At 70.0% G+C, this 21,238-nt stretch carries 16 protein-coding genes; 8 read left to right on the top strand and 8 right to left on the bottom strand.

Features of this window, described 5'->3' with window-relative positions:
• Nucleotides 1–108: 108 nt before the first annotated feature.
• The 6 genes from ACNI65_RS22485 to ACNI65_RS22460 form a co-directional block, all read right to left on the bottom strand.
• Nucleotides 109–2,589: a TonB-dependent receptor gene (locus ACNI65_RS22485; protein WP_416759513.1), complete on the bottom strand. Its 2,481-nt coding sequence runs from the start codon at nucleotides 2,587–2,589 to the stop codon at nucleotides 109–111.
• 612 nt (nucleotides 2,590–3,201) lie between these two features.
• The gene (locus tag ACNI65_RS22480; RefSeq protein ID WP_416759511.1) at nucleotides 3,202–4,746 is read right to left on the bottom strand and encodes a glycoside hydrolase family 10 protein; all 1,545 of its coding nucleotides are present in this window, start codon (nucleotides 4,744–4,746) and stop codon (nucleotides 3,202–3,204) included.
• A gap of 36 nt (nucleotides 4,747–4,782) precedes the next feature.
• Complete coding sequence (locus ACNI65_RS22475; protein ID WP_416759510.1) at nucleotides 4,783–5,946, bottom strand: acyltransferase family protein; 1,164 nt, start codon at nucleotides 5,944–5,946, stop codon at nucleotides 4,783–4,785.
• A complete protein-coding gene (locus ACNI65_RS22470) occupies nucleotides 5,943–7,238 on the bottom strand; it encodes an MFS transporter (protein WP_416759509.1) in 1,296 nt (431 codons plus the stop codon). Before ACNI65_RS22470 ends, ACNI65_RS22475 begins: the two co-directional genes overlap by 4 nt.
• Nucleotides 7,239–7,304: 66 nt before the next feature.
• The gene (gene murQ / locus ACNI65_RS22465) at nucleotides 7,305–8,198 is read right to left on the bottom strand and encodes an N-acetylmuramic acid 6-phosphate etherase (protein ID WP_416759508.1); all 894 of its coding nucleotides are present in this window, start codon (nucleotides 8,196–8,198) and stop codon (nucleotides 7,305–7,307) included.
• 146 nt (nucleotides 8,199–8,344) lie between these two features.
• On the bottom strand, nucleotides 8,345–9,778 hold the full coding sequence (locus tag ACNI65_RS22460) for a hypothetical protein (protein WP_416759507.1): 1,434 nt from the start codon (nucleotides 9,776–9,778) through the stop codon (nucleotides 8,345–8,347).
• A 44-nt stretch (nucleotides 9,779–9,822) separates the two neighbouring features.
• On the opposite strand from ACNI65_RS22460, the gene ACNI65_RS22455 reads away from it, so the two are divergent.
• The 3 genes from ACNI65_RS22455 to ACNI65_RS22445 all read left to right on the top strand — a co-directional run bounded on the left by ACNI65_RS22455 (nucleotide 9,823) and on the right by ACNI65_RS22445 (nucleotide 12,994).
• Nucleotides 9,823–11,052, top strand: coding sequence for a phospholipase A (locus ACNI65_RS22455; RefSeq protein WP_416759506.1), 1,230 nt, complete (start codon nucleotides 9,823–9,825; stop codon nucleotides 11,050–11,052).
• Nucleotides 11,053–11,206: 154 nt separating this feature from the next.
• Nucleotides 11,207–11,470, top strand: coding sequence for a hypothetical protein (locus tag ACNI65_RS22450; RefSeq protein WP_416759505.1), 264 nt, complete (start codon nucleotides 11,207–11,209; stop codon nucleotides 11,468–11,470).
• Between the two features lie 156 nt (nucleotides 11,471–11,626).
• Nucleotides 11,627–12,994 carry an MATE family efflux transporter gene (locus ACNI65_RS22445; RefSeq protein ID WP_416759504.1) on the top strand — a complete coding sequence of 456 codons (1,368 nt, stop codon included), beginning with the start codon at nucleotides 11,627–11,629 and terminating at the stop codon, nucleotides 12,992–12,994.
• 19 nt (nucleotides 12,995–13,013) lie between these two features.
• Here the strand turns inward: ACNI65_RS22445 and ACNI65_RS22440 are convergent, their stop codons facing one another.
• Nucleotides 13,014–14,054: an Abi family protein gene (locus ACNI65_RS22440; RefSeq protein WP_416759502.1), complete on the bottom strand. Its 1,041-nt coding sequence runs from the start codon at nucleotides 14,052–14,054 to the stop codon at nucleotides 13,014–13,016.
• A gap of 410 nt (nucleotides 14,055–14,464) precedes the next feature.
• Here ACNI65_RS22440 and ACNI65_RS22435 point away from each other — a divergent pair, with 410 nt between their 5' ends.
• Nucleotides 14,465–16,636: a S8 family serine peptidase gene (locus ACNI65_RS22435; protein WP_416759501.1), complete on the top strand. Its 2,172-nt coding sequence runs from the start codon at nucleotides 14,465–14,467 to the stop codon at nucleotides 16,634–16,636.
• A 130-nt stretch (nucleotides 16,637–16,766) separates the two neighbouring features.
• Here ACNI65_RS22435 and ACNI65_RS22430 read toward each other — a convergent pair whose 3' ends face one another.
• Nucleotides 16,767–17,486, bottom strand: coding sequence for a cistern family PEP-CTERM protein (locus tag ACNI65_RS22430; protein ID WP_416759499.1), 720 nt, complete (start codon nucleotides 17,484–17,486; stop codon nucleotides 16,767–16,769).
• A 214-nt stretch (nucleotides 17,487–17,700) separates the two neighbouring features.
• Between ACNI65_RS22430 and ACNI65_RS22425 the strand changes: the two genes are divergently transcribed.
• Genes ACNI65_RS22425 through ACNI65_RS22410 form a run of 4 tightly spaced genes read left to right on the top strand, consistent with a single transcriptional unit; the run spans nucleotide 17,701 to nucleotide 21,236 of the window.
• Nucleotides 17,701–18,705 carry an ABC transporter permease gene (locus ACNI65_RS22425; RefSeq protein ID WP_416759497.1) on the top strand — a complete coding sequence of 335 codons (1,005 nt, stop codon included), beginning with the start codon at nucleotides 17,701–17,703 and terminating at the stop codon, nucleotides 18,703–18,705.
• Nucleotides 18,683–19,525, top strand: a complete 843-nt coding sequence (locus ACNI65_RS22420; RefSeq protein WP_416759496.1) for an ABC transporter permease — start codon at nucleotides 18,683–18,685, stop codon at nucleotides 19,523–19,525. The genes ACNI65_RS22425 and ACNI65_RS22420 overlap by 23 nt, the downstream gene beginning before the upstream one ends.
• Nucleotides 19,522–20,475: an ABC transporter ATP-binding protein gene (locus ACNI65_RS22415; RefSeq protein WP_416759495.1), complete on the top strand. Its 954-nt coding sequence runs from the start codon at nucleotides 19,522–19,524 to the stop codon at nucleotides 20,473–20,475. The genes ACNI65_RS22420 and ACNI65_RS22415 overlap by 4 nt, the downstream gene beginning before the upstream one ends.
• Nucleotides 20,472–21,236 carry an ABC transporter ATP-binding protein gene (locus ACNI65_RS22410; RefSeq protein ID WP_416759494.1) on the top strand — a complete coding sequence of 255 codons (765 nt, stop codon included), beginning with the start codon at nucleotides 20,472–20,474 and terminating at the stop codon, nucleotides 21,234–21,236. The genes ACNI65_RS22415 and ACNI65_RS22410 overlap by 4 nt, the downstream gene beginning before the upstream one ends.
• The last annotated feature ends 2 nt before the right edge of the window (nucleotides 21,237–21,238 follow it).

The following is a 21,238-nucleotide window of genomic DNA, read 5'->3' as shown; positions in this document are numbered from 1 at the left end:
GCGTTGACCGCTTGGCGTCGCCGGGCGTGCGCGGACGAAAAAAAACCGCGCCGGGTGAGCGGCGCGGTTCTTGGTTCTGGCGGCGGGAGCCGCCAGGGGAGCGAGGACTTAGAAGTCGGCGCTCAGGTTCATCGACACGAAGCGCGGGGCGCCCAGGTAGTAGAAGACCGTGCTGGCGTTCTGCGTGAACGGCTTGCCACCCACCGTGGTGGTGTACGGCAGGGCGTTGGTCACCGTGCCCGAGCTCGGGTTGCGGTAGGACGCGTTGCCGATGTTGCTCACGTTCAGACGCAGCTGGACGTTCTTGACCCACTCGTTGATGTTGCCGAAGTTGTAGCCGGCGTCGACGTCGCCGACCCAGTACGCCGGCACTTCCTCGTCGTTCATCAGCGTGGCTTGCTGCTTGCCGGTGCGCTTGACCTTCACGCGGGCGTAGAACGGGCCGTAGGTGTACTGCACCGAGCCGCCCAGGATCATGTCCGGCGTCAGCGTCATCTTGTTGCCCTTGGTGGGCAGGTAGACCTGCTGGTAGACCGGCGCGGCCGTCGTGCCGACGTTGACGCGGCCGATGGACATGTCGTTCTGGACTTCGCTCTTCTGGACCGTCAGCGAGCCGTAGGCCGAGAAGCCCTTGAACGTGCCCGTGCCGGCTTCCAGCTCAAGACCGCGCGTCTTGACCTTGCCCACGTTCATGTAGGTGGACTTCTGCTGTTCCCAGTCGAAGGCGTTGGCCTGACGGTCCTTGAAGTTCACGTTGAACAGCGTGGCCGACAGCGACAGCTCGCGGCTCTGGAAGCGATAGCCCAGGTCCGTGTTGATCGAGGTCTCGGCCTTGGCTTCACGCGCCAGCGCGGCCTGGTTGTTGACCACGTTCACGTTGGAGCCGGTGAACGCGAAGTTCGGCGGCGCGCGGAAGTTCTTCGCGACGTTCAGGAAGACCTGCTGGCTGGTGGTCAGCTGATAACGGACACCGACCTGGGGCAGGATGTCGTTGTAGGTCTTCTTGAACTGGTAGTCGACCGGCACGCCTTCGTTGGCGGTGTTCTTGACGTCACGCTTCACCCACGGTGCGCGGAAGCCCAGGGTCAGCAGGCCCTTGTCGTCCATGAACGACCAGGCATCGCTCGCGTAGAACTGGCCCGAGGTGCTGATGGATTCCCAGTCGCGGCCTTCGTAGCGCGTGCCGTCCGGACGGGTGATGTAGCTGGTGTTCAGCCAGACGCTGGCGGGGTTGCCGGCGTTGTCGACGGTCACGGCGGGTTGGGTCTGGCGATGATCGGCGCGCTCGTACCAGAGGCCGACCTTCACGAAGTGGCTGCCCAGCTGCGAGTTGACTTCGGTGGTCACGCCCGGACGCGAGGTGCGGGTGACGCTGCCGCGGGCCACGATGATCGTGTCCAGCGTGTCGCCGTCGCCGTTCAGGTCCTTGCTGGCCGTCACGGTGCTGGTGGCCGGGTTCAGGAAGCCGCCCGATTCACGCAGCGTCGTCTGCTGCACGCCACCGTTGCCGAAGCCGTACCACAGGTAGGGCTGGACCTTCAGGTAGGTGTCCTGGGCCAGCTTGAACGAGCCGGACATCGACACGACCGCGTTCTCGAACGGGTTGTTGGCCAGCTTGTAGTACGCGGGCGAGGGCAGGTAGCCGGTCGCGCCTTCGTTCTGCGCCGTGCCGCCGACCGGGGTCAGGTGGCCGGGGAAGGAGGTCGAGAAGTCGAAGTTGTAGCCGTTGGCCCGGAGCTGCGCCAGGCTGATGCTGTTGATGTTGTTGTTGATCGCGCGGTTGTAGAGCACCGAGCCCAGGATCACGTTGTCCTGGTCGATGTCCCAGCGGAAGGCCGCGTCGATGTGGTCCTTCTTGGCCTGGCCCTCGCCCTTCCACTTGTCAGCTTCCGTGTGCGAGTAGCTCACGAACACCTTGGCGGCGTTGTTGAAGAAGCGGCCAGTGTCGTAGCGCAGGAAGGTGCGGGTGTAGCTCAGTTCGCCGAAGCCCTGGCTCACGCGGATGCGCTTCTTGTCTTCCGGATCACAGCTGGTGACGGTGATGTTGCCGCCGGTGGCGCCGCCGTTGGGCGAGTCCACGTCCGGGGTGCCCTGGGCCAGCGACTGCGTGCACAGGTTTTCCTGGTCGGCGTATTCCTGCGGGTAGACCGCGAAGTTGCCCGAGTCGTTGACCGGCACGCCGTTGATGATCATGCCCATCTGGTCGGCGCCGAAGCCGCGGACCGTCAGGCCGCCGCCGAACAGGCCGGTGGCGTCGTAGTTGAACGTGTTCACGCCCGGCAGCAGGGCCAGGGCCTGGAACGGGTTGCCCGACGCGCGGTCCTTGTCGATCGCTTCACGGGTGACCGTGCTGCGCGACTTGGCGCCGTCTTCGTTCAGCATCTGGCCAGCGCCCAGCTTGCCGCCGCTGCCCACGATCGTGATCGTGCCCAGACGGACCTTGTCTTCCTTGGCGCGCGGCGCGCCGTCATCGGCGGACGTGTCCGCATCCTTCTTGGCTTCCTGGGCCATGGCCGGCATGACGGCCACGAGGGCGGCGGCAGCGGCCAAGGCCGTCTTGCTGAAACCGATCCACTTCTTCTGATTCATTCCTGCGCTCCTGTGCGACGAGACCTAACTCAACAAAACCGTGACCACGCGACGCGCTGGGGAAAGCTTCCCGCCCTTCCGCCGGCAGATGTCTCGCGCAACCGTTTTCGCTCACCAAAGCTCGTGCTTCTCGGAATCCGCAAACGTTTTACGACGATTTTTCCGGCCCAGGAAGATCTCCCGGCCGTGACCTGCTCGAACCAGCCCGCCTGTTCGGGGAGCCGTTCGAACGCGGCTCCTCCTTCATCTCAAGCAAAAAGCCTACCAGTCGAGACAGCCCCCAGCAATGCGGCGAAATCCGCCATCCAGGGGGCTTTCCGCGCGGGTGGGCCCTGTTGCTGGGCAGATTCCGGAGGTCCCGGATCCGCCCTTTTCGATGCACGGACCGCAGTCTCTTTGCGGGATGTTGTGGGTTTGTGACAAGGAATGACAGGGGCGAACGCGCTCCCGGCGGTGTTCCTTCACAACCACGCAACGGGCGGAAGGCGCCCGAAATCGGGGCCCGAACGGGCCATCGGCGCACCAAAGCGGCTCAGGGTTTACACGGGGGTCGGGCGCGCCCGGTCGAGGCGGCCACGTTGCGCGGAATCGACAGATTTCAGCGGGTTTCGTTCAAATTACGAACGTCTTGCGCGAACCTTCCTGATTGATCGCGTTGACCGCCGACGCGCTCACGAGGCTCCCCGCGGGCAAGCCATCGAGGTCGCCGGACGGCCCGATGAGTTCGAATCGCCATGGCGCGTCCGCGCTTCGCGCCTCGCGGTGCCAGACCGCGAAAACGCGCGCGGGCGCGCCTTCCCGGGCGACCAGTCGCAAGCGGCCGTCGGCCAGCCGTTCCAGCATCACCGGGCCGCAGGCCGGCGCGCTGAGCCACGGTGTTTCCGGCGGAAGCGCGGATTCGACGTAAGCGCCGGCTCGCAAGGCATCCGCAATGCCGCGGCGATTCTTGAGCAACGCCACCATGCTGAAGTGCAGGTGCCCGCCGGTGGATGGCGCGCTGCGCATGATCTCGACCTGGGCCGGGATCTCGTCGAGCGGCCAGCCGTCGGCCTCGGTGCCGGCGCGGCTCGTGAACAGGCCGGGCCAGATCGGGCGTCCCAGCGGATTGACGCTCTGCCAGGCCCGCAGCAGCGGCTCGAAGGCTTGTGGCTTCTGGGCGCGCGGCCAGTAGAGCTGCGGGGCGAGGTAGTCCAGCCAGCCCATCGCCATCCAATGCTCGACATGGGCATAGAGCTTGTCGTACTGCGAGAACCCCGTGATGCCTGCCGGCCGCAGGTCCGGCCGCGGCAGGCCGAAGGGGCTGATGCCGACGCGCGCGGTCGGCCGCAGCTCGCGGACGAGGTCGTACATCCGGCGGACCAGCTGATCGACGTTGTCCCGCCGCCAGTCCGCGCGCGACAGCGCACCGCCGCCTCGCACGTAACGCAGCCAGCTCGGATCGTCGGGGAAGTCGATGTCCTGCTTGGCCGCGTCCTGCACGGGGTAGGGATAGAAGTAGTCGTCGATGTGCAGGCCGTCGAGCTCATAACGCGTGAGCAGATCGCGGCACACGGCCAGCGTGTGCTCGGCAGCGCCGGCTTCTCCGGGATCGATCCAGAGCTGATCCCCGTACTTCCTCACCCACTCCGGGCGGGTGCGGCTCAGGTGCGTCGCGGAGGCGACCGACTTCGCGCCGCTCTGCTTCGCGCGGTAGGGATTCAGCCACGCGTGCAGCTCGATCCCGCGCGCGTGGGCCTGCGCGATCCACAGCGCGAGCGGGTCATAACCCGGCCCCTGGCCCTGCACGCCGGACAGGTACTCGCTCCAGGGCTCCAGCTCGGAGCGGTACAGCGCATCGGCGCTGGTGCGCACCTGCAGCACGATCGCGTTCAGGCGCAGCGCGCGGGCGTTGTCCAGGATCGCGTGGATCTCGGCGATCTGGGCCGCGTCGCTGAGACCGCGCCGGCTCGGCCAATCGATGTTGGCGACCGTGGCGACCCAGGCGGCGCGGAACTCGCGCGGCACCGGCGGCGGCGTGAGGCCGCCGGAACCGCCGCTGCCCGCGGGCGCCTCGGGCAGCGCCTGCGGCCCCCCCGTCGAGCATCCCGGCAGCGCCGCGGTCAAGGGGCCCAGCACCGGAGCGGCCAGGGCCGCTGTCATCCACTGTCGTCGTCGCATCGAAGGCTCACCCGGCGGCGCCGCGTGGCGGGCCGCTCACACTTTCACGATCCAGCCGCGCCGCCACATCGCCCACGCGATGCCGTAGAACACCGCGACGAAACCGGCGGCGAACAGCAGCGACGCGAAGCGGGGATCCACCGGCAGCGCGCGCAGCGGCGCGACGAGCCAGGCCTTGAGCGAGACGCCTTCGGCCACGTGGATCAGACCGAGCAACCGGGCCACCAGGCCCGACAGCGCGAAGAGGAACAGCGCGTTCATGCCGAACACGACCAGCGGCTGGAAGCGCCGCGCCATCGCAGCGCGCAACCTCGGGAGCGGGGCGGCAGCGAGCAGCCAGTAGAACACGCCGAACACCAGGCATCCCCAGCCCGTCGTGAGGAAAACGAAGGCCGGGGTCCACAGATTCTTGTTGATCGGCAGCGTCCAGGCGTCCAGCACCTGCGCGGCCCACAGCGCGAGCAGCCCTGCGACCATGAACCACATCGCCTTCTCCGCCGGATCGCGGCCGCGCAACGCCAGCCACCGTCCAGCGAGCAAGCCGGCGATCTGGCTGGCCACCGCGGGCAGCGTGCTCAGCAGGCCCTCGGGGTCCCAGGTCTTGCTCTTGGCCCAGAGGTGGCCGGACAGCAGCGTTCGGTCCAGCCAGGCGCCGACGTCCTCGCCGGGCGCCAGCGAGCCGCGATGCCACACGCCCTGCGCGTCGGGCACGGCCACCAGGGTCTGCACCAGCCCATAACCCGCGAGCAGCGCGACGAACCACGCCAGCTGCGCGCGCCAGCCACACCACAGCGCGATCGGCGCGGCCAGGAGGGTGATCAGCCCCAGGCGCTGCAGCACGCCGGGCAGGCGCACGGTCTCGAAGTGGAAGAACGGGAACAGGTTCAGCAGCACGCCGATCAGGATGATCGTGGCGCCGCGCCGCCAGGTGTGGCGCAGCAGCGCGAGCCGATCGGTGGGGCCCTCGACGCTCTGGGCTCGGCGCGCCAGGCTGAAGCTCATCGAGATCCCGCTGATGAACACGAAGAACGGGAAGATCCAGTCGGTGAAGGTCCAGCCGTGCCATGCCGCGTGCTCGAGCGGTCCGTACAGCGCAGACCAGTCGCCCGGGTTGTTGACCAGCAGCATCGAGGCGATCGCGAAGCCGCGGAACGCATCGAGCGACAACAGGCGATCCGCGCCGGGGCGCGCGGTGCTCATGCGTCGGACTCCTTGCGGCCGAAGCCCTCGGGGACGCGGATCAGCGCGGTCATCGCCAGCGAGGGGATCGTCGCGATCAGCACCCAGCCGAAGAAGTGCAGGTAGCCGAGCTGGTCCTGCAGCCACCCGCTCCACATGCCGGGGATCATCATGCCCAGCGCCATGAAGCCGGTGCACATCGCGTAATGCGCGGTCTTGTGAGGGCCGTCGGCCACCAGGACCATGTACATCAGGTAGGCGGTGAAGCCCAGGCCGTAGCCGAACTGCTCGACGGCGAGCGCTGCGCTGATGACGGCGAGGCTGCCCGGATGCGACCACGCCATCGCGAGGAACACCACGTTGGGCACGTGCATCGCCAGCACCAGCGGCCACAACGCGCGCCGCAGCCCCACGCGGGAGATGATCCAGCCGCCGAGCAGCCCGCCCAGCGTCAGCGCCACGAGGCCGATGGTGCCGTAGGCCAGGCCGACTTCCTGGTTGCTCAGCGCCAGGCCGCCCTGGTCGACGCCATCGAGCAGGAAGGGCGTGGCGAGCTTCAGCAGCTGCGCCTCAGGGAAGCGGTACAGCAGCAGGAAGCCGAGCGTCACGAGGATCCCCGGCTTGCGGAAGAACGCGATGAAGATCGACAGGAAGGCGGATCCGCCGCGCTGATCCGGCGGCACCGCGCGGTCGATCGCCGGCCGCGGCAGGCGCCACAGGTGATACGCGGCCAGCAGCAGGAAGCTGCCCGCCAGCACCGCCATCACGCCTTGCCAGGCGAGCGTCCAGTCGCCGCCGCGGTCGTGCAGTTCGCCGGCCAGCCAGACCAGCCCGCCTTGACCGCCGATGTTGGCCACGCGGTAGAAGGTCGAGCGGACACCGACGAAAGCGGCCTGTTCGTGCTGCTCGAGCGCGAGGAGATAGAAGCCGTCCGCGGCGATGTCATGCGAGGCGGACGCGAACGCCATCAGCCAGAACACTGCCAGAGACATCTGGAAAGCGCGTTCCATCGGCAGCGTGAGCGCGACCATCGCCAGCGCCGCGCCGACGACGAACTGCAGCGCCACGATCCACAGCCGCTTCGTGCCGACCATCTCGATCAGCGGGGCCCACAGCGGCTTGATCACCCAGGGCAGATAGAGCCAGCTGGTGTAGAGCGCGATGTCGGTGTTCGAGATCCCCAGGTTCTTGTACATGATGACCGACAGCGTCATCACGACGACGTAGGGCATGCCTTGCGCGAAGTACAGCGAGGGGACCCAGGCCCAGGGGCCGCGCGCGCCTGCGGCGGGGGAGGAGACGGAAGAGGACATGGCGCGCAGTGTCGTTGGAAACGCCGGACCGGGCGTCGGTGCAAACGTCGATGCGCGGTCCGCTCGTCAGTCCTCGGCCAGCGCGCGCCGCACATCGCCGTCGTGGCGGGCGAGCAGCGCCTGCGCGGCGTCGGCGGACAGGCCGCGGCGCAACATCACCGTGGCCGTCTTCACATGGAAACCGCAGTGGTCGAGCGCCTCGCGCGCGGCGGCATCGTCGACCTCGGCTGCGCGCATCGTCAAGGCCACGGCGCGCCGCACGAGCTTGGCGTTGGTGGCCTTCATGTCGACCATGAGGTTGCCGTAGACCTTGTGCAGCTTGACCATCAGCGCGCTGGAGAAGCTGTTCAGCGCGATCTTCTGCGCGGTGCCGGCCTTGAGCCGCGTGCTGCCGGAGATCACCTCGGCGCCGGTGTCGAGCAGGATCGGATGGTCGCTGGCGGCGAGCACCGCGGCGCCCGGGTTGTTGGCCAGCGCGATCGTCAGGCAGCCCGCCGCGCGCGCGGCCGCCAGCGCGCCCAGCACGTAGGGCGTGTGCCCCGACGCGGCGATGCCGATCAGCACGTCGGCCGCGGTGGGCGACAGCGCCTCGACGTCGCGACGGCCTTGCGGCTCGTCGTCCTCGGCGCCCTCGACGGCCACGAACATCGCGCCTTCTCCACCGGCCAGCACGGCCACCGCGCGTTCGCGCGGCCAGGAGAAGGTCGGCACCAGCTCGACGCTGTCCAGCACGCCCAGCCGACCGGAGGTTCCGGCGCCGGCATACAACAGACGCCCGCCCGAGGCGATGCGCGGCAACGCGGCGTCGACCGCCGCGGCCAGTGCCGGCGCGGCCGCGCGGGCCGCGGCCACGGCCTGGTGCTGGTCGTCGATGAGCACCTCCATCAGCCGGGCGCTGTCATACAGGTCCAGGTCTTGATGCTCGGTGCTGGGGGTTTCGGTGTTCAGAGGCGGGGGCATGACTCGATCGCGGCTGGATCATGGCGAGAAGAGGCCCGCCAGGTGCGGCCTACTCTAGTGGGACCGGCGACCCGCTGCCAATGAATCGCCGCGTCGGCGCCATAACCTTCGGTAATCGGGAGGGCCCCTTGAGGGACCCCGGCGTCTCAGCGCAAGCGGGCCTCGGCCGCCAGGACCGCGTCGATCACCTCGGCCAGCGCCACCGGCGTCGGGCCGGCGTCCAGCTCGACCAGCACCATGTAGCCGCGGTCCCGGCCCTGCGCGGTGAAGGCCTGCAGCAGCGCGATCTGGTCGCTGTGCGCCATCGTGCCGTCCGGCGCCCAGTACTCCATGGCCACCAGGCAGCCATCGGAAGGCGTGCCCGGGTAGTAGCGGCTGCCGGCGTAGTAGCGCGGGTCGATGGTGCTGCCGTGCATCAACATCTCGTCGCGCCCGGCGCGGCCGGCCAGCCAGGCTTCCTGGATCGGCGCGAAGTCGCGCCAGGACACCGGCAGCAGCGCCCGGTAGCGGTCCAGCGTCCAGGCCGGGTCGTTCGGGCCGGCGGCGCGCTGTTCGTATTCGGCGACGCTCGCCTCGCCGGGGACCTTCGTGTGCAGATAGGGGGTCGGGCCGATCCAGATGTTGGAGGCCGCGCGGCCCGCGCCCTGGATGGTGAACAGGCCCTGCGGGGTGTTGCCCAGCGTGATCGTGCCGGGCAGCCCGCTGCTGGACAGCGCCAGCTGGCCGATGTTGAACAGGCCGCCGTCGGCGCGGCGGACGAATCGGCCGTCGGCCTGCCGCACCAGGGCCAGGCCCATCTGCTGGCGGCCCGGCCGCTGGAAGCTGAAGACGACCGGGAAATCCGGCCGCACGCCGAGCAGGTCAGCCAGCGGCGGCCGCGTCGGCGAGGCGCCGCCTTGCGCTGTCGTCACGGCCAGCGCGAGCGCCTGCAGCCGGGGTTCGTCCCGGTCTCGCTGGGCGAGCTGGGCCTGGATCAGCGCGAAGTCCGACGGCTGGCGCGTCTGCATCAGCGTGTAGGCCGCGATCGAGAACTCGCGCGGCGAGCTCAGCGTGGGCAGCAGCGGCCGCAGCAGCGGCGCGGCGTCGACGGCGTAAAGCGTGTACGCGGCGGTCAGCAGCGGACGCTGGATGTCGGTGGGCTGCCGATCCAGCCCCGGCAGCGCGGCCAGCAGGGCGGGGCGGGCGAGGTCGATGTCGGTCCGGTAATGCGCGACCAGCCGCAGCGCCTGGGCCAGCTCGCGCAGCGCCGCGGCGTCCTGGGGCGCGGCCAGCGCCTGCGTCGTCGCGGCCCGGATGCGCTGGCGGTCGGTCGCCAGCCGATCCTGCGCGGCGGCGGCGCTGCCCACCGTCGACTGGAACTGCGCCGGGCGCAACGCCTGCAACGCGGCCGGGCTGAACGGATTGCCGGTGGGCGGAGGGGGTGTCGTCCCGGGCTGGGGCAGTTGCGCGCAGGCCGCGAGCAGCAGCGGCGCCGCCATCGCGATGACCTGGGCCCAGCGGGGCCAGGGCTTGCCCGGGCCGGCGGCGCGGCGGGGGCGGGCGGTCGGGACCGGCGGAACGTGCAAGGTCGGCGTCTGCATGGCGGCGGATTCTAGGGAACGCCGTTTGCCGACGAATCCGTCCGATGGAATCAGGGGGCGTGTTCAAGATGATGGCGATCAGGGAGTGGCGGCGACGGCTGGCGATGGCGATGACCTTGGCGACGGCCGTGCTGGCGGCGTTGATCGCCGCGTTGCCCGAGGAGGCCGCGGCGCAGGTGGCGGCCTTGCCCGCGCAGAACCCGGCGATGGTGGCGGCCGCGTCGGCCAGGACCGCGGCGGATTGCGCGGCGATCGCCGACAACGACGCCCGGCTGGGCTGCTACGACCGGCTCAACGGCCGCGTGCCGGATGCGGCGCCGCCGTCCGCGGCGGCGCAGGTCCGCCTGCAGCCGGTGCCCGCGGCCTTGCCGGTGGCCGCCGCGGCGAGCGCTCCGCGCGTGGATGATCCGTGCTCGCGACTGCCGGAAGCGGCCGGCAGCGCGCGCAACTACCTCGGATCCACGCTGTCTGAGCGTTGGGAGCTGTCCTGCCGCGACCAGATGCCGCGATTCCTCCCGCGTCCTTACCGACCGGTCTACCTGCTGCCGGTCTCGTGGACCTCGCGTTCCAACGGCCGGCCGGGGCCGTCGTCGGAAAGCCCGGACAACGGCGTGGTCCAGGCGCTGGACCTGGACAAGAACGAGGCCAAGTTCCAGATCAGCCTGAAGTCCAAGATCTGGTCGCTCGATGACCACGGCACGCTGTCGGTGTGGGGCGCGTACACGCAGAGCTCGCGCTGGCAGGTCTACAACGGGCGCGAGTCGCGGCCCTTCCGCGAGACCAACTACGAACCCGAGCTGATCCTGACGCACGGGACCGACGTGGCGCTGCCTTTCGGGTGGAAGGCCAGCATGGTGGGGCTGTCGTTCAATCACCAGTCCAACGGGCGGGCGGAGCCGCTGTCGCGCAGCTGGAACCGGGTGATCGGCGAGCTCAGCCTGGAGCGCGGCGAGACCACCGTGAGCCTGCGGCCGTGGTGGCGCATCCTCAACACGGGCAGCGACGACAACCCGCGCATCTCCGATTACGTCGGGCGCGGCGAGCTGCTCGTGACGCAGAAGCTCGGACGTCACGTGCTGGCGGTGACGGCGCGGCACAGCCTGCGTTCCGGGGACCGCTCGCGGGGCTCGGCGCAGCTGGAATGGGCCTTCCCGATCGGAGCGGGCCTGCATGGCTATCTCCAGCTGTTCAGCGGCTATGGGGAGAGCCTGATCGACTACAACTTCCGCGAGTCGCGCGTGGGGCTGGGGGTCTCGGTCATCGAGTGGCGCTGAGGCGCGGCTGGCGGCGGCGGGCGGCCGGGAGCGCGGACTTCCGTCACGGGTTCGGCGAGATCCCCCCTCGCGGGCCGGCGTTTCGATGAATATGGCGCACCTCGCGCGGGCCGCCCCCATCGTCAGCGCGGGCCGACTCGCATAGGCTGCGCGGATGTCCGCTTTCATCGACACCTGCGTCATCTGGGTGGTGGGATACCGCCTGGACGGGCTTGACCGCCAATGGGTCCGCGCGCTGCCGCCGTCGGCGGAGGCGGCCGTGCGCGCGCTGCTGCTGGAGGAGCTCGACGAGCTCTATGGCGCGCGCGCGGAACTCGTGTCGTTGCGCCAGGCCGCCGAGTCCGAACGCGGCGCCTTGCTCGCGGGCGGCCTGCCGATGTGCCCGGTGGATGTGCCGCCGGACGGCACACCGGACTGATCCTCGCCGCGGTGGCGGCAAAACGACAGCGCGGGGCGGCCTCGCGATCGGGCCCTGGTTTCATCGCGGTTACGGCCCCCGCGGGAACAAGCCTCACGAGAGAATCCGGCGCTTCCCCGCGGTGCGCCGCGGCGCCCGCCTTCCTCCGCCGCCGCCATGTCGTCCGCACCGTCCGCACCGTCCGCCTTGCCTGCTCCTCGCCTGTTCTCGCTGGCCTGGCCGTTGTTCCTGGAGCTCTGCCTGGGCATCGCCATCGGCGTGATCGGCACGATGCTGGCGGCCCGGATCTCGGATCCGGCCGGCGCGGCGTTCGCGCTGGCCAATCAGATCGCGGCGACCCTGTTCATTCTGTTCCGCATCATCGGTGCCGGCATCAGCGTGGTCATCACGCAGGCGCTGGGCGGCGGCCGGCGGGCCGTGGCGGACGCGACGGCCCGCGCGGCGCTCGGCGCGAGCACCTGGCTGGGCGGCGTCACGGCGCTGATGGCGCTGGTGTTCGCAGGTCCCCTGCTGCGCCTGATGAATGCGCCGGCGGAGGTGCTGCCGCTGTCCCTGCCGTTCCTGATGGCGCTGGCGCCCGCGATGATGATCGACGCCTGGAATGCCTCGATGGCCGGCGTGATGCGCGCGCATCTGCGCAGCCGCGACACGCTGATGGTGCTGGTGGCGATGCAGGTGGCGCAGCTGCTGCTGGCGATCTGGCTGATGCCGCACCTGGGCCTGCCGGGGTTCGCGCTGGCGCTGGCGGTGAGCCGGGCATTCGGGCTCGGATTGCATGTGTGGCTGTGGCGCGAGCGGCTGAGGCTGCGCCCGAAGGCGTCGGACTGGTGGCGGCTGCCGCGTGTCGAGCTGGCGGCGGTGCTGCACATCGGGCTGCCTGGCGCGGCGGAGAACATCGCCTATCGGCTGGCCTACATGGTGAGCATCGCGGTGGCGGGGCACCTGGGGGCGTCGGCACTGGCGGCGCACAGCTACACGTCGCAGCTGATGTATTTCGTGCTGCTGCCGGGGCTGGCGACGGGCTTCGCGGCGGAGATCGTCGTGGGTCACCTGATCGGCGCGGGGCAGTTGCATCAGGCGCACCGGCTGGTGCGACGCGCGCTGGCGCGCGGGCTGGCGATCAGCGTGGTGGTGGCGGGCGCGGCGGCGGCGGCGTCGCCGTGGCTGCTGCGGATGTTCACGCACGACGAGGCGATCCTGGCGAGCGCCGTGGTGCTGATGTGGATCACGGTGGTGTTGGAGCCGGGGCGGACCTTCAACTTGGTGGTGATCAACGCGCTGCGCGCGGCGGGGGACGCGAAGTACCCGGTGATGGTGGGCGCGGGGTCGATGCTGGTGGTGCTCGCCGGCGGGAGCTGGCTGCTGGGGGAGGTGTGCGGGTTGGGGCTGGTGGGGCTGTGGATCGCGTATGCCGCCGACGAGTGGATCCGCGGTCTGCTGATGTGGCGCCGCTGGGCCCGCCTGGGCTGGGTGCCGCAGGCGAGGGCGGTGCATCGGAAGTTGAGGGTGGCGCCGCAGGGCTAGGGCGCCGCCCGCGGCGCTTTCAGTCGCGCCAGAGCGGCAGGGACGACCAATCGTCAGGGAAGCCGGCGGCGCGCAGCGACAGTCCCGACGCCTGAGGGAAGGTCGCTGCCAGCCGTCGGATCTCCCTATGCCAATGACAGTCCGGGGCAATGGTCCGGATCATCCAGCGCATGCAGCTCAGGGTGCCGAACAGTCGCGTCTTGGCATGTTCGTCTCGATGGAGGAAGGCGAGATCAGGGCACACGCTCCCGGGTGGAAGCAGCGGGATCTTGGTCGTTGTCCTATTCCAGACGCGCACGTGGTGAGCAGCACGGTTGCGAGCGATGTTGAACATGTGCATCCATGATTGAAGCACCACCGGATGGTCGAGGCCGAAGCCCTCTGACAACGCCTTCGCGTCGCGGAACTGCAAGCCGCGAATGAGCTTTGAGAGAAGTCCGAACTCGAGCACTTCCATGGCTGCCCAGATCGGCAATCGGCCTGCGTAACGACGGCGATGGTGCTCGACGAATTCCTCCTTGGACTTGGACACCAGATCGTCGAAGCGACGCAGCCATTCGTCATGCAGGGAACAGGACTCACCAGGCAGTCGGTTGGTGAAGCGTCGATCGAAGAGGTCGGGACGACGGTGAGCCTCGACGTCCAGTGGCCCGAGGCGCCTCACGACCGCGGCGCGGACCGCGATCTCTATCGTCTCCAAGCCATCGAGCATGAGCGCCCGCAAGGACCGGTCGAAGTCTCCGAGGTGAACGATCTGCTTGAACGACGCGTTGGCGCGATACCCCGAATCGAAAGAAGGAACGGATCGGCGAATTGCTTTCAGGGAATGCGCGTATCCCGAGAAGCGGAAGTAGCCGATGAGCCGAAGGACGTTGTGAGCTTCGGCTTCGTCCTGAACGGTCAACCCACGAGCTTTGAGCAGAGCGATTTGCTGGCTCACGCTGGTGAATGGTTTGGGGGGACGCGGCGTCTTGCGCGGCGAGTGGAAAGAGAAGTCCCCCACTTGAGATCCCGCGCTTTCGCCGGGCACAGAGGTGGGGGAACTATTGGCATGAATCATAGCGAGCCTCCAGGACTTCGGAATCGCACAAATCAGTAGACATCGGGCGCATCGATCGCGACCGCCAACGACGGTCCGAGCTCGAGCGAGGCGGCAGCATCGAGGCTCGTTTCATGGTGCGCGTTGATCGATCGCAAGGCTCTTCAAGGTGCTCCTCTTGCGTGGCATCGCCGCCACCGACGCTTGACTCGACCTCCCGCGATGTCGACGAAATTGACACTCCTGAACAGCGTCTCGCGAGCCCCGCGAAAAAGCTCAATCGCCATCGCCACTTGCCGTGTTGGCCCGGGCCTTGCTGCGTGTTCATGAGCGGCGTGCGAAGCACATGCCGTCAGCTCGCAGGGGGGTGACCATCCGCCCGCGAACGCGGCCTGTCGTGCCGCGTCGTCGCGCGCGGCAAGGGGATCGCCATGTCCGTGCTTGCCTCGTTCGTCCTGGCCGCCGCCGCGGCTTCGCCCACCCCCATCGCCAAGCCCCCTTGCGCTCCAGCGCGCCCGTCGCTGCTGCGCGCGGACCTCGCGCCCGCGCAAGGCCTGGAGCGCTACACCGACCTCAGCCCCGCCGTGCGCGACGCACTGGCCCGACGCATCGCCCAGCTGCGCGTGGACGACCTCGTGATGCTCAGCCGCACCGGCGTGCGCGGCCAGTTCCGCTACGACGACGAGATCCGCCATGCGCTCGTCGGCGGTCAGCTCTGCGACCGGCTCGATCTCTCCGCCTGGAAGCCCACCGAGGAGGCCAGCGCCCTCGTGTTCTGCGAGGGCGACACCTGCGTTGCGATGACCGTCGAGGGCCGCATGCTCGCGCGACTCATCCGCCGCAAGCCCGATGCCTTCGACGCGCTCGCGCAGGCGCTGCGCGTGCGGCCCGGTGGACCGCAGGCGGAGCTCGATCTCCCGCCGCCCGCCGCGGGCACCGCCAATGGCTGGGCGCGGCAACGGCTCATCGTGCAGGCCCGCGCGGGACTCGATGACAAGGAGCTCGCGAAGATCCTCGCGCCGCACGGTGGCAAGGGCCGGCGCATCGGCCGATCGCAGCTCAGCATCGTGGACCTGCCGCCCAACGCGTCGGAGACCGCCATCGCGATGCTGCTGGCGCGTCACCCGCAGCTGAAGTCGGCGGAGCTCGACATGCGCATCGCCCCGGCCATGACGCCCAACGATCCCTACATGGGCAGCGAGTGGCACCTCGCCCGCATCAACGCGCCGCAGGCCTGGGACACGGCCCAAGGCGCCGGGATCAAGATCGCCATCCTCGACACCGGCATCGACGCCACCCATCCCGACCTGGCGGGCCGCGTCATCGCCGGATGGAATTTCTATGACGGCAACGCCGATGCGAGCGACGTCCACGGCCACGGCACCGCGGTCGCGGGCGCGGCCGCCGCGGCGATGAACAACAACGTCGGCGTCGCCTCGGTGGCCGGGCAGGCGCAGCTGATGCCCGTGCGCATCGCCGATCCCAACGCGTATGCCTACTGGAGCACCGTCGCGCAGGGCCTGACCTGGGCCGCCGACCAGGGCGCGCGCGTGGCCAACATCAGCTACGGCGGCGTGGCCGGCAGCTCGGCCGTGCAGAGCGCCGCGGACTACATGCGGAGCAAGGGCGGGCTGGTCGTCGTCTCCGCCGGCAACAACGGCATCGACGAGGGCATCACCCCGACCGCCAGCATGATCCCGGTGTCCGCCACCGATGAGACCGACAACCGCACCAGCTGGTCCAGCTACGGCAGCTTCGTCGCGGTGGCCGCGCCCGGTCAGAACATCTGGACCACGCAGCGCGGCGGCAGCTACGGCGCGTGGTGGGGCACGTCGCTCGCGAGCCCCGTCGTCGCCGGCACCGTCGCGCTGCTGATGTCCGCCCGGCCCACGCTCAGCAACACGACGATCCAGAACGCGCTGTTCAGCACGGCCGTGGACCTCGGCGCCGCCGGACGCGATCCGTATTACGGCTGGGGCCGCATCAACGCCGCGGCCGCCGTCCAGTCGGTGCTCGCCGCGCCGGCGCCCGACACGCAATCGCCCAGCGTGACGGTCAGCGCGCCGCTGGGCGGGGCGCTGATCAGCGGCCTGGTGGCGATCGACGTCGGCGCCAGCGACAACCAGGGCGTGGCGCGCGTGGACCTGCGCGTCAACGGCACCGTCGTGGCTTCCGACACCTCGGCGCCCTACGGCTTCAGCTGGGATTCCACACGCGTGGCCAACGGGCCGGTGACGATCTCGGCCACCGCGGTCGATGCCGCCGGCAATGTCGGCAGCAGCGCGTCGGTGACGCTGTCGGTGTCCAACGTGGCCGCGTCCGACACGCAGGCCCCGGTCGTCGCCTTCTCCAAGCCGGCGAACAACACGCGGCTCAGCGGCAACACGGTGAGCATCACCACCAGCGCGAGCGACAACGCCGGCACGGCAGGCATCCGTCAGACGCTCTACATCGACGGCGCCCAGGTCGCCACGACCACTGGCGCGACGCTGAGCTACACGTGGAACTTCAAGAAGGCGTCCGACGGCGCGCACACCTTCCAGGTCGTCGCGCGCGACGCGGCGGGCAACACCTCGCAGGCCACCACCAGCGTCACGAAGTGATCGAACGAGGGGCGGCGCGGACCTGGCGACGGTCCGTCGCCCCGCCCCGCGCCGCTCGATTCCCAGCCTTCTTTCATGCAACGGGAAAAGCCCGCCGAAGCGGGCTTGGGTCTTGCGGGATCTGGACGTCTCAGCGCGCGGCGCGCGTGAACCGCGGCAGCACGCGGCGCGACAGGCCCGCGGCCAGCGAGGCGATCGCGATCAGCGCGAGCGCATCGGGCTCCGGCACGTTGCCGCCACCGCCGGCACCCCCGCCCCCCCCACCACCGCATCCGGACGTGCCCTGGATGCAGCCTTCAAACTCATAGGACTGGCCGCGCGTGCCCACGCTCTGGAACTTCGAGCCGTACGGGCTGGTGAACGTGATGCCCGAGGTCATGAAGTTGTTGCCCGCGCCGGTGGTCAGCGTCAGGTTGAAGTTCGAGATCTCGTTCTCGCCCAGGCCGCCGTTGGCACCGCCCGCGCAGTTGTTGCCGCCCCAGATGCACAGGTCGATGTTCTGGAACGACGGCAGGTTGGTGTCGATGGTGGCACCCCAGCCCGAGTTGGCGCTGGTGCTCGCGCCGGTCAGCGTGGGCGACACCGCGGTGATGCCGAACGCCGTGAACCGGTTCTGGCCCGGACCGAACGAGTTGTTGGTCAGGACCATCGCGAAGGTGGCGCTCGTGGCCGTCCAGGAACTCAAGGTGAACTTCACCGTGACGTTCAGGGTGGCCCCGTCCTGCACCGTGCTGAACAGGAGGGTCTCCGAGTCGCTCAGCGAGTCGAAGGTCACCGCGGCGCCGTGGGCCTGGCCGCAGAGCACCATCACCGCAGCCGCGGCGGCCCAACGAATCTTGGTTGGCTTCATGACCGTCCCCTTTCCGGGTGCGATGCACGTGGCTTGTTGTTCATCCCTGCGCCTGATGCCATGCATAACGCGGGCCAACGCGGCAAGTGCCTGATTCGCCGATCAGTTTTCAGAAAGACGATAAAACTGATCGTCAATCTGTAAAAAACGTCGACACCCGCCTGATCCCCGCTTGATCCCCGCCACATCCCCGCTGACACCGGATCCGGCCCCTATGATCCCGCCCGCGATGAACTACCTGCTCAAGCGGCTGGCCGTGCTGGCCCTGACGCTGCTGGCGGCCTCGGCGCTGATCTTCGGCGCGCTGGAATGGCTGCCCGGCAACGCCGCCCAACTGATCATGGGCCCCGAGGCGCCGCCCGAGGCCGTGGCGGCGCTGACCCGCCAGCTCGGCCTGGACCAGCCCGCCTGGCACCGCTACGTCGACTGGCTCGCCGGACTGGTCCGCGGCGATCTGGGCTTGTCTTACGCGTATGGCGCGCCGGTGGCCGACCTGATCGTGGAGCGGCTGGCCGTGACCGTGCCGCTGGCGCTGCTGGCGATGGTGTTCACCGTCGTGCTGGCGCTCGCCGCGGGCTGGTGGGCCGCGAGCCAGCAGGGCCGCGCGGGCGACCACCTGGTCATGGGCCTCACGCAGCTGGGCCTGGCGGTGCCGAGCTTCTGGCTGGGCATGCTGCTGGTGCTGTTCTTCGCGGTGAAGCTGCAGTGGGTCGACGCGGGCGGGTTCCCCGGCTGGCGCGAGGATCTCGGCGGTGGCGCCTGGCCCGGACTGCGCGCGCTGCTGCTGCCGGCGCTGTCGCTGGCGCTGGTCCAGGCGGCCATCCTGGCGCGCATCGCGCGCTCCGCCCTGCTGGACATCGCCCGGGAAGACTTCATGCGCAGCGCCCGGGCCAAGGGGCTGTCGCGCCGCGCCGCCCTGTGGCGCCACGGCCTGCGCCACGCGGCCATTCCCTTGCTGACGCTGGGCGGCTTGCAATTCGCCAATCTGCTGGCCGGCACCATCGTCATCGAGAACGTCTTCACGCTGCCCGGCCTGGGCCGGCTGATGGCGCAGGCGATCGCCAATCGCGACCTGATCGTCGTGCGCAACGGCGTGATGGGACTCGCGGCGCTGGTGCTGGTGCTGAATTTCGCGATCGACCTGCTGCATGGCTGGATCGATCCCCGTCTGCGCACGCGCGCGGTGGCGGACATGGATGCCGAGATGGACGCCGCATGAAAGACGCCGCATGAGACGCGCCGGATTCCTCGCTGGCGCGATCCTGACCGCGCTGATGCTGCTGGCGGCGCTGGTGTCGCTGGTCTGGACGCCGTGGCCGCCGGACCAGATCGACATGGCGCGCCGGCTCGCCGCGCCAGGCGCCGCGCACTGGCTGGGCTGCGACCAGCTGGGCCGGGACGTCCTCAGCCGCCTGATGGCCGGCGCGCGCAGCGCCTGGCTGGTGGGCGTGGTGGCCGTGGGCATCGGCCTGATCGCCGGCACCGCGCTGGGGCTGATCGCCGCGGCGCGACGGGGCTGGGTCGAGGCGCTCATCCTGCGCGCGTCCGACCTCGGCTATGCCTTCCCCGCGCTGCTGCTGGCGATCCTGCTGGCGGCCGCGCTCGGGCCCGGAATGACGGTGGCGATGGCGGCCATCGGGCTGCACGCGGTGCCGTCTTTCGCGCGGCTGGTCAACGGCAGCGCCAAGAGCTGGTGGGCGCGCGACTTCGTGCTGGCCGCGCGCGTCGCGGGGCAGGGGCCGGTGTCGATCACGCTGCGCCATGTCCTGCCGCAACTGATGCCGCTGCTGATCGTGCAGGGCACCACGAGCTTCGCGCTGGCGATCCTGGCCGAGGCGGGACTGTCCTACCTCGGGCTGGGCACCCAGCCGCCGCAAGCGAGCTGGGGCCGGTTGCTGGCCGAGGCGCAGACGCTGATGTTCGAGGCGCCCCAGCTGGCCGTCGCGCCCGGCGTGGCGATCACGCTGGCGGTGCTCGGCCTGAATCTCCTGGGCGACGGGCTGCGTGATCGTCTCGATCCGAAGGAGCTGCCGCGATGAGCGCCCCGCTGCTGGAAGTCCGCGACCTGCATGTGCACTTGCCCGGTGTCGGCGGCGCGCGGCTGCACGCGCTGCGCGGCATCGATCTGAGCGTGGCGCGGGGCGAGCGGCTGGCCCTGATCGGCGAGTCGGGCAGCGGCAAGACGCTGACCGCGCTGGCGATCATGGGGCTGTTGCCGGACGGCGCGACGACCACCGGTCATGTGGCGCTCGATGGACGCGATCTCCTCACGCTGGACGAGGACGCCTGGTGCGGTCTGCGCGGCCGGCGGGTGGCGATGGTGTTCCAGGAGCCGCTGACGGCGCTCAATCCCTTGCAGCGCGTGCTGGCGCAAGTGATGGAGCCGATCCGGCTGCATCGGCTGGCGGCCGACCGGTCGCAGGCCCGCGACCGCGCGATGGCGCTGCTGGCCCGCGTGGGGCTCGACGACCGTCAGGCGCGGGCATATCCGCATCAGCTGTCCGGCGGTCAGCGGCAGCGGGCCCTGATCGCGATGGCGCTGGCCGGCGAGCCCGACCTGCTGATCGCCGACGAACCCACCACCGCGCTCGATGCGCGGCTGCGTGTACAGGTGCTGGATCTGCTGGGGGAACTGGTGGCAGAGCGCGGCATGGGGCTGCTGCTGATCTCGCACGACCTGGCGCTGACGGCGCGTCGCGTCGATCGGCTGCAGATCCTGTACGGCGGCCGCGTGATGGAGCAGGGCGACGCCCCGACGCTGCTGGCGCAGCCGCGTCATCCGTACACGCAGGCGCTGTGGGCCGCGCGTCCGCGGCTGGGCGCGGGCCGTGATCAGCCGCTGCATCCGCTCAAGGGCAATGTGCCGGCGCTGACGCAACTGGGCGAGGGCTGCCCGTTCGCGCCGCGCTGCCCGCTGGCGACGGCGCGCTGCGTCGATCAGCCGCCGCTATTCGACGGACGGATCGCCTGCTGGGAGGTGTCGCCATGAGCGATGCATCGACCGCCACCCCGCCGCTGCTCGAGGTCAGCGGGTTGGGGCAGCGATACGGCGGACGCACCGTGCTGCGCGACGTCCACTTCCGCCTGCCGGCGGGGCGCTCGCTGGGCGTCATCGGCGAGTCGGGCGCGGGCAAGAGCACGCTGGCGCGGCTGGTGATGGCGCTGGAGCGCCCCAGCCACGGCCAGGTCCGATGGTCGGGCCGGGACGTGAACGCGATGCCGGCGCGCGAGCGGCGCGCGCTGCGTCCGCACGTGCAGATGGTCTTCCAGGACCCCTACGGATCGCTGGATCCGCGCTGGCGCGTCGGGCGCAGCATCGTGGAGCCGCTGTCGGCGTTGCCGATGACGGAGTCGCAACGCCTGGCGCGGCTGGCCGAGGTGCTCGAGGCGGTGGGCCTGGAGGCCGATGCGGCCACGCGCTTCCCGCACCAGTTCTCGGGCGGACAGCGCCAGCGCCTGGCGATCGCGCGAGCGCTGGCGACGCGCCCTCGTCTGATCGTCGCGGATGAGCCGCTGTCCGCGCTGGACGTGTCGGTGCAGGCGCAGATCCTGGCACTGCTGCGCGAGCTGCAACATCGCGAGGGCATCAGTCTCGTCATCGTCAGCCACGACCTCGCGGCGGTGGAGGTCCTGTGCGACGAGGCGCTGGTGCTGCGCGGCGGCGAGGTGGTGGAGCAGGGCGCGGTCGAGCGCGTGCTGGGCGAACCTCGGCACCCCTACACGCGGGACCTGCTGGCCGCTTTGGCATGATC

It is taken from the genome of Roseateles sp. So40a (assembly GCF_048081605.1).
GTDB lineage: Bacteria > Pseudomonadota > Gammaproteobacteria > Burkholderiales > Burkholderiaceae_C > Roseateles.
Note: the sequence above shows the minus strand (reverse complement) of the source record. Positions and strands in the feature narration are given on the sequence as shown.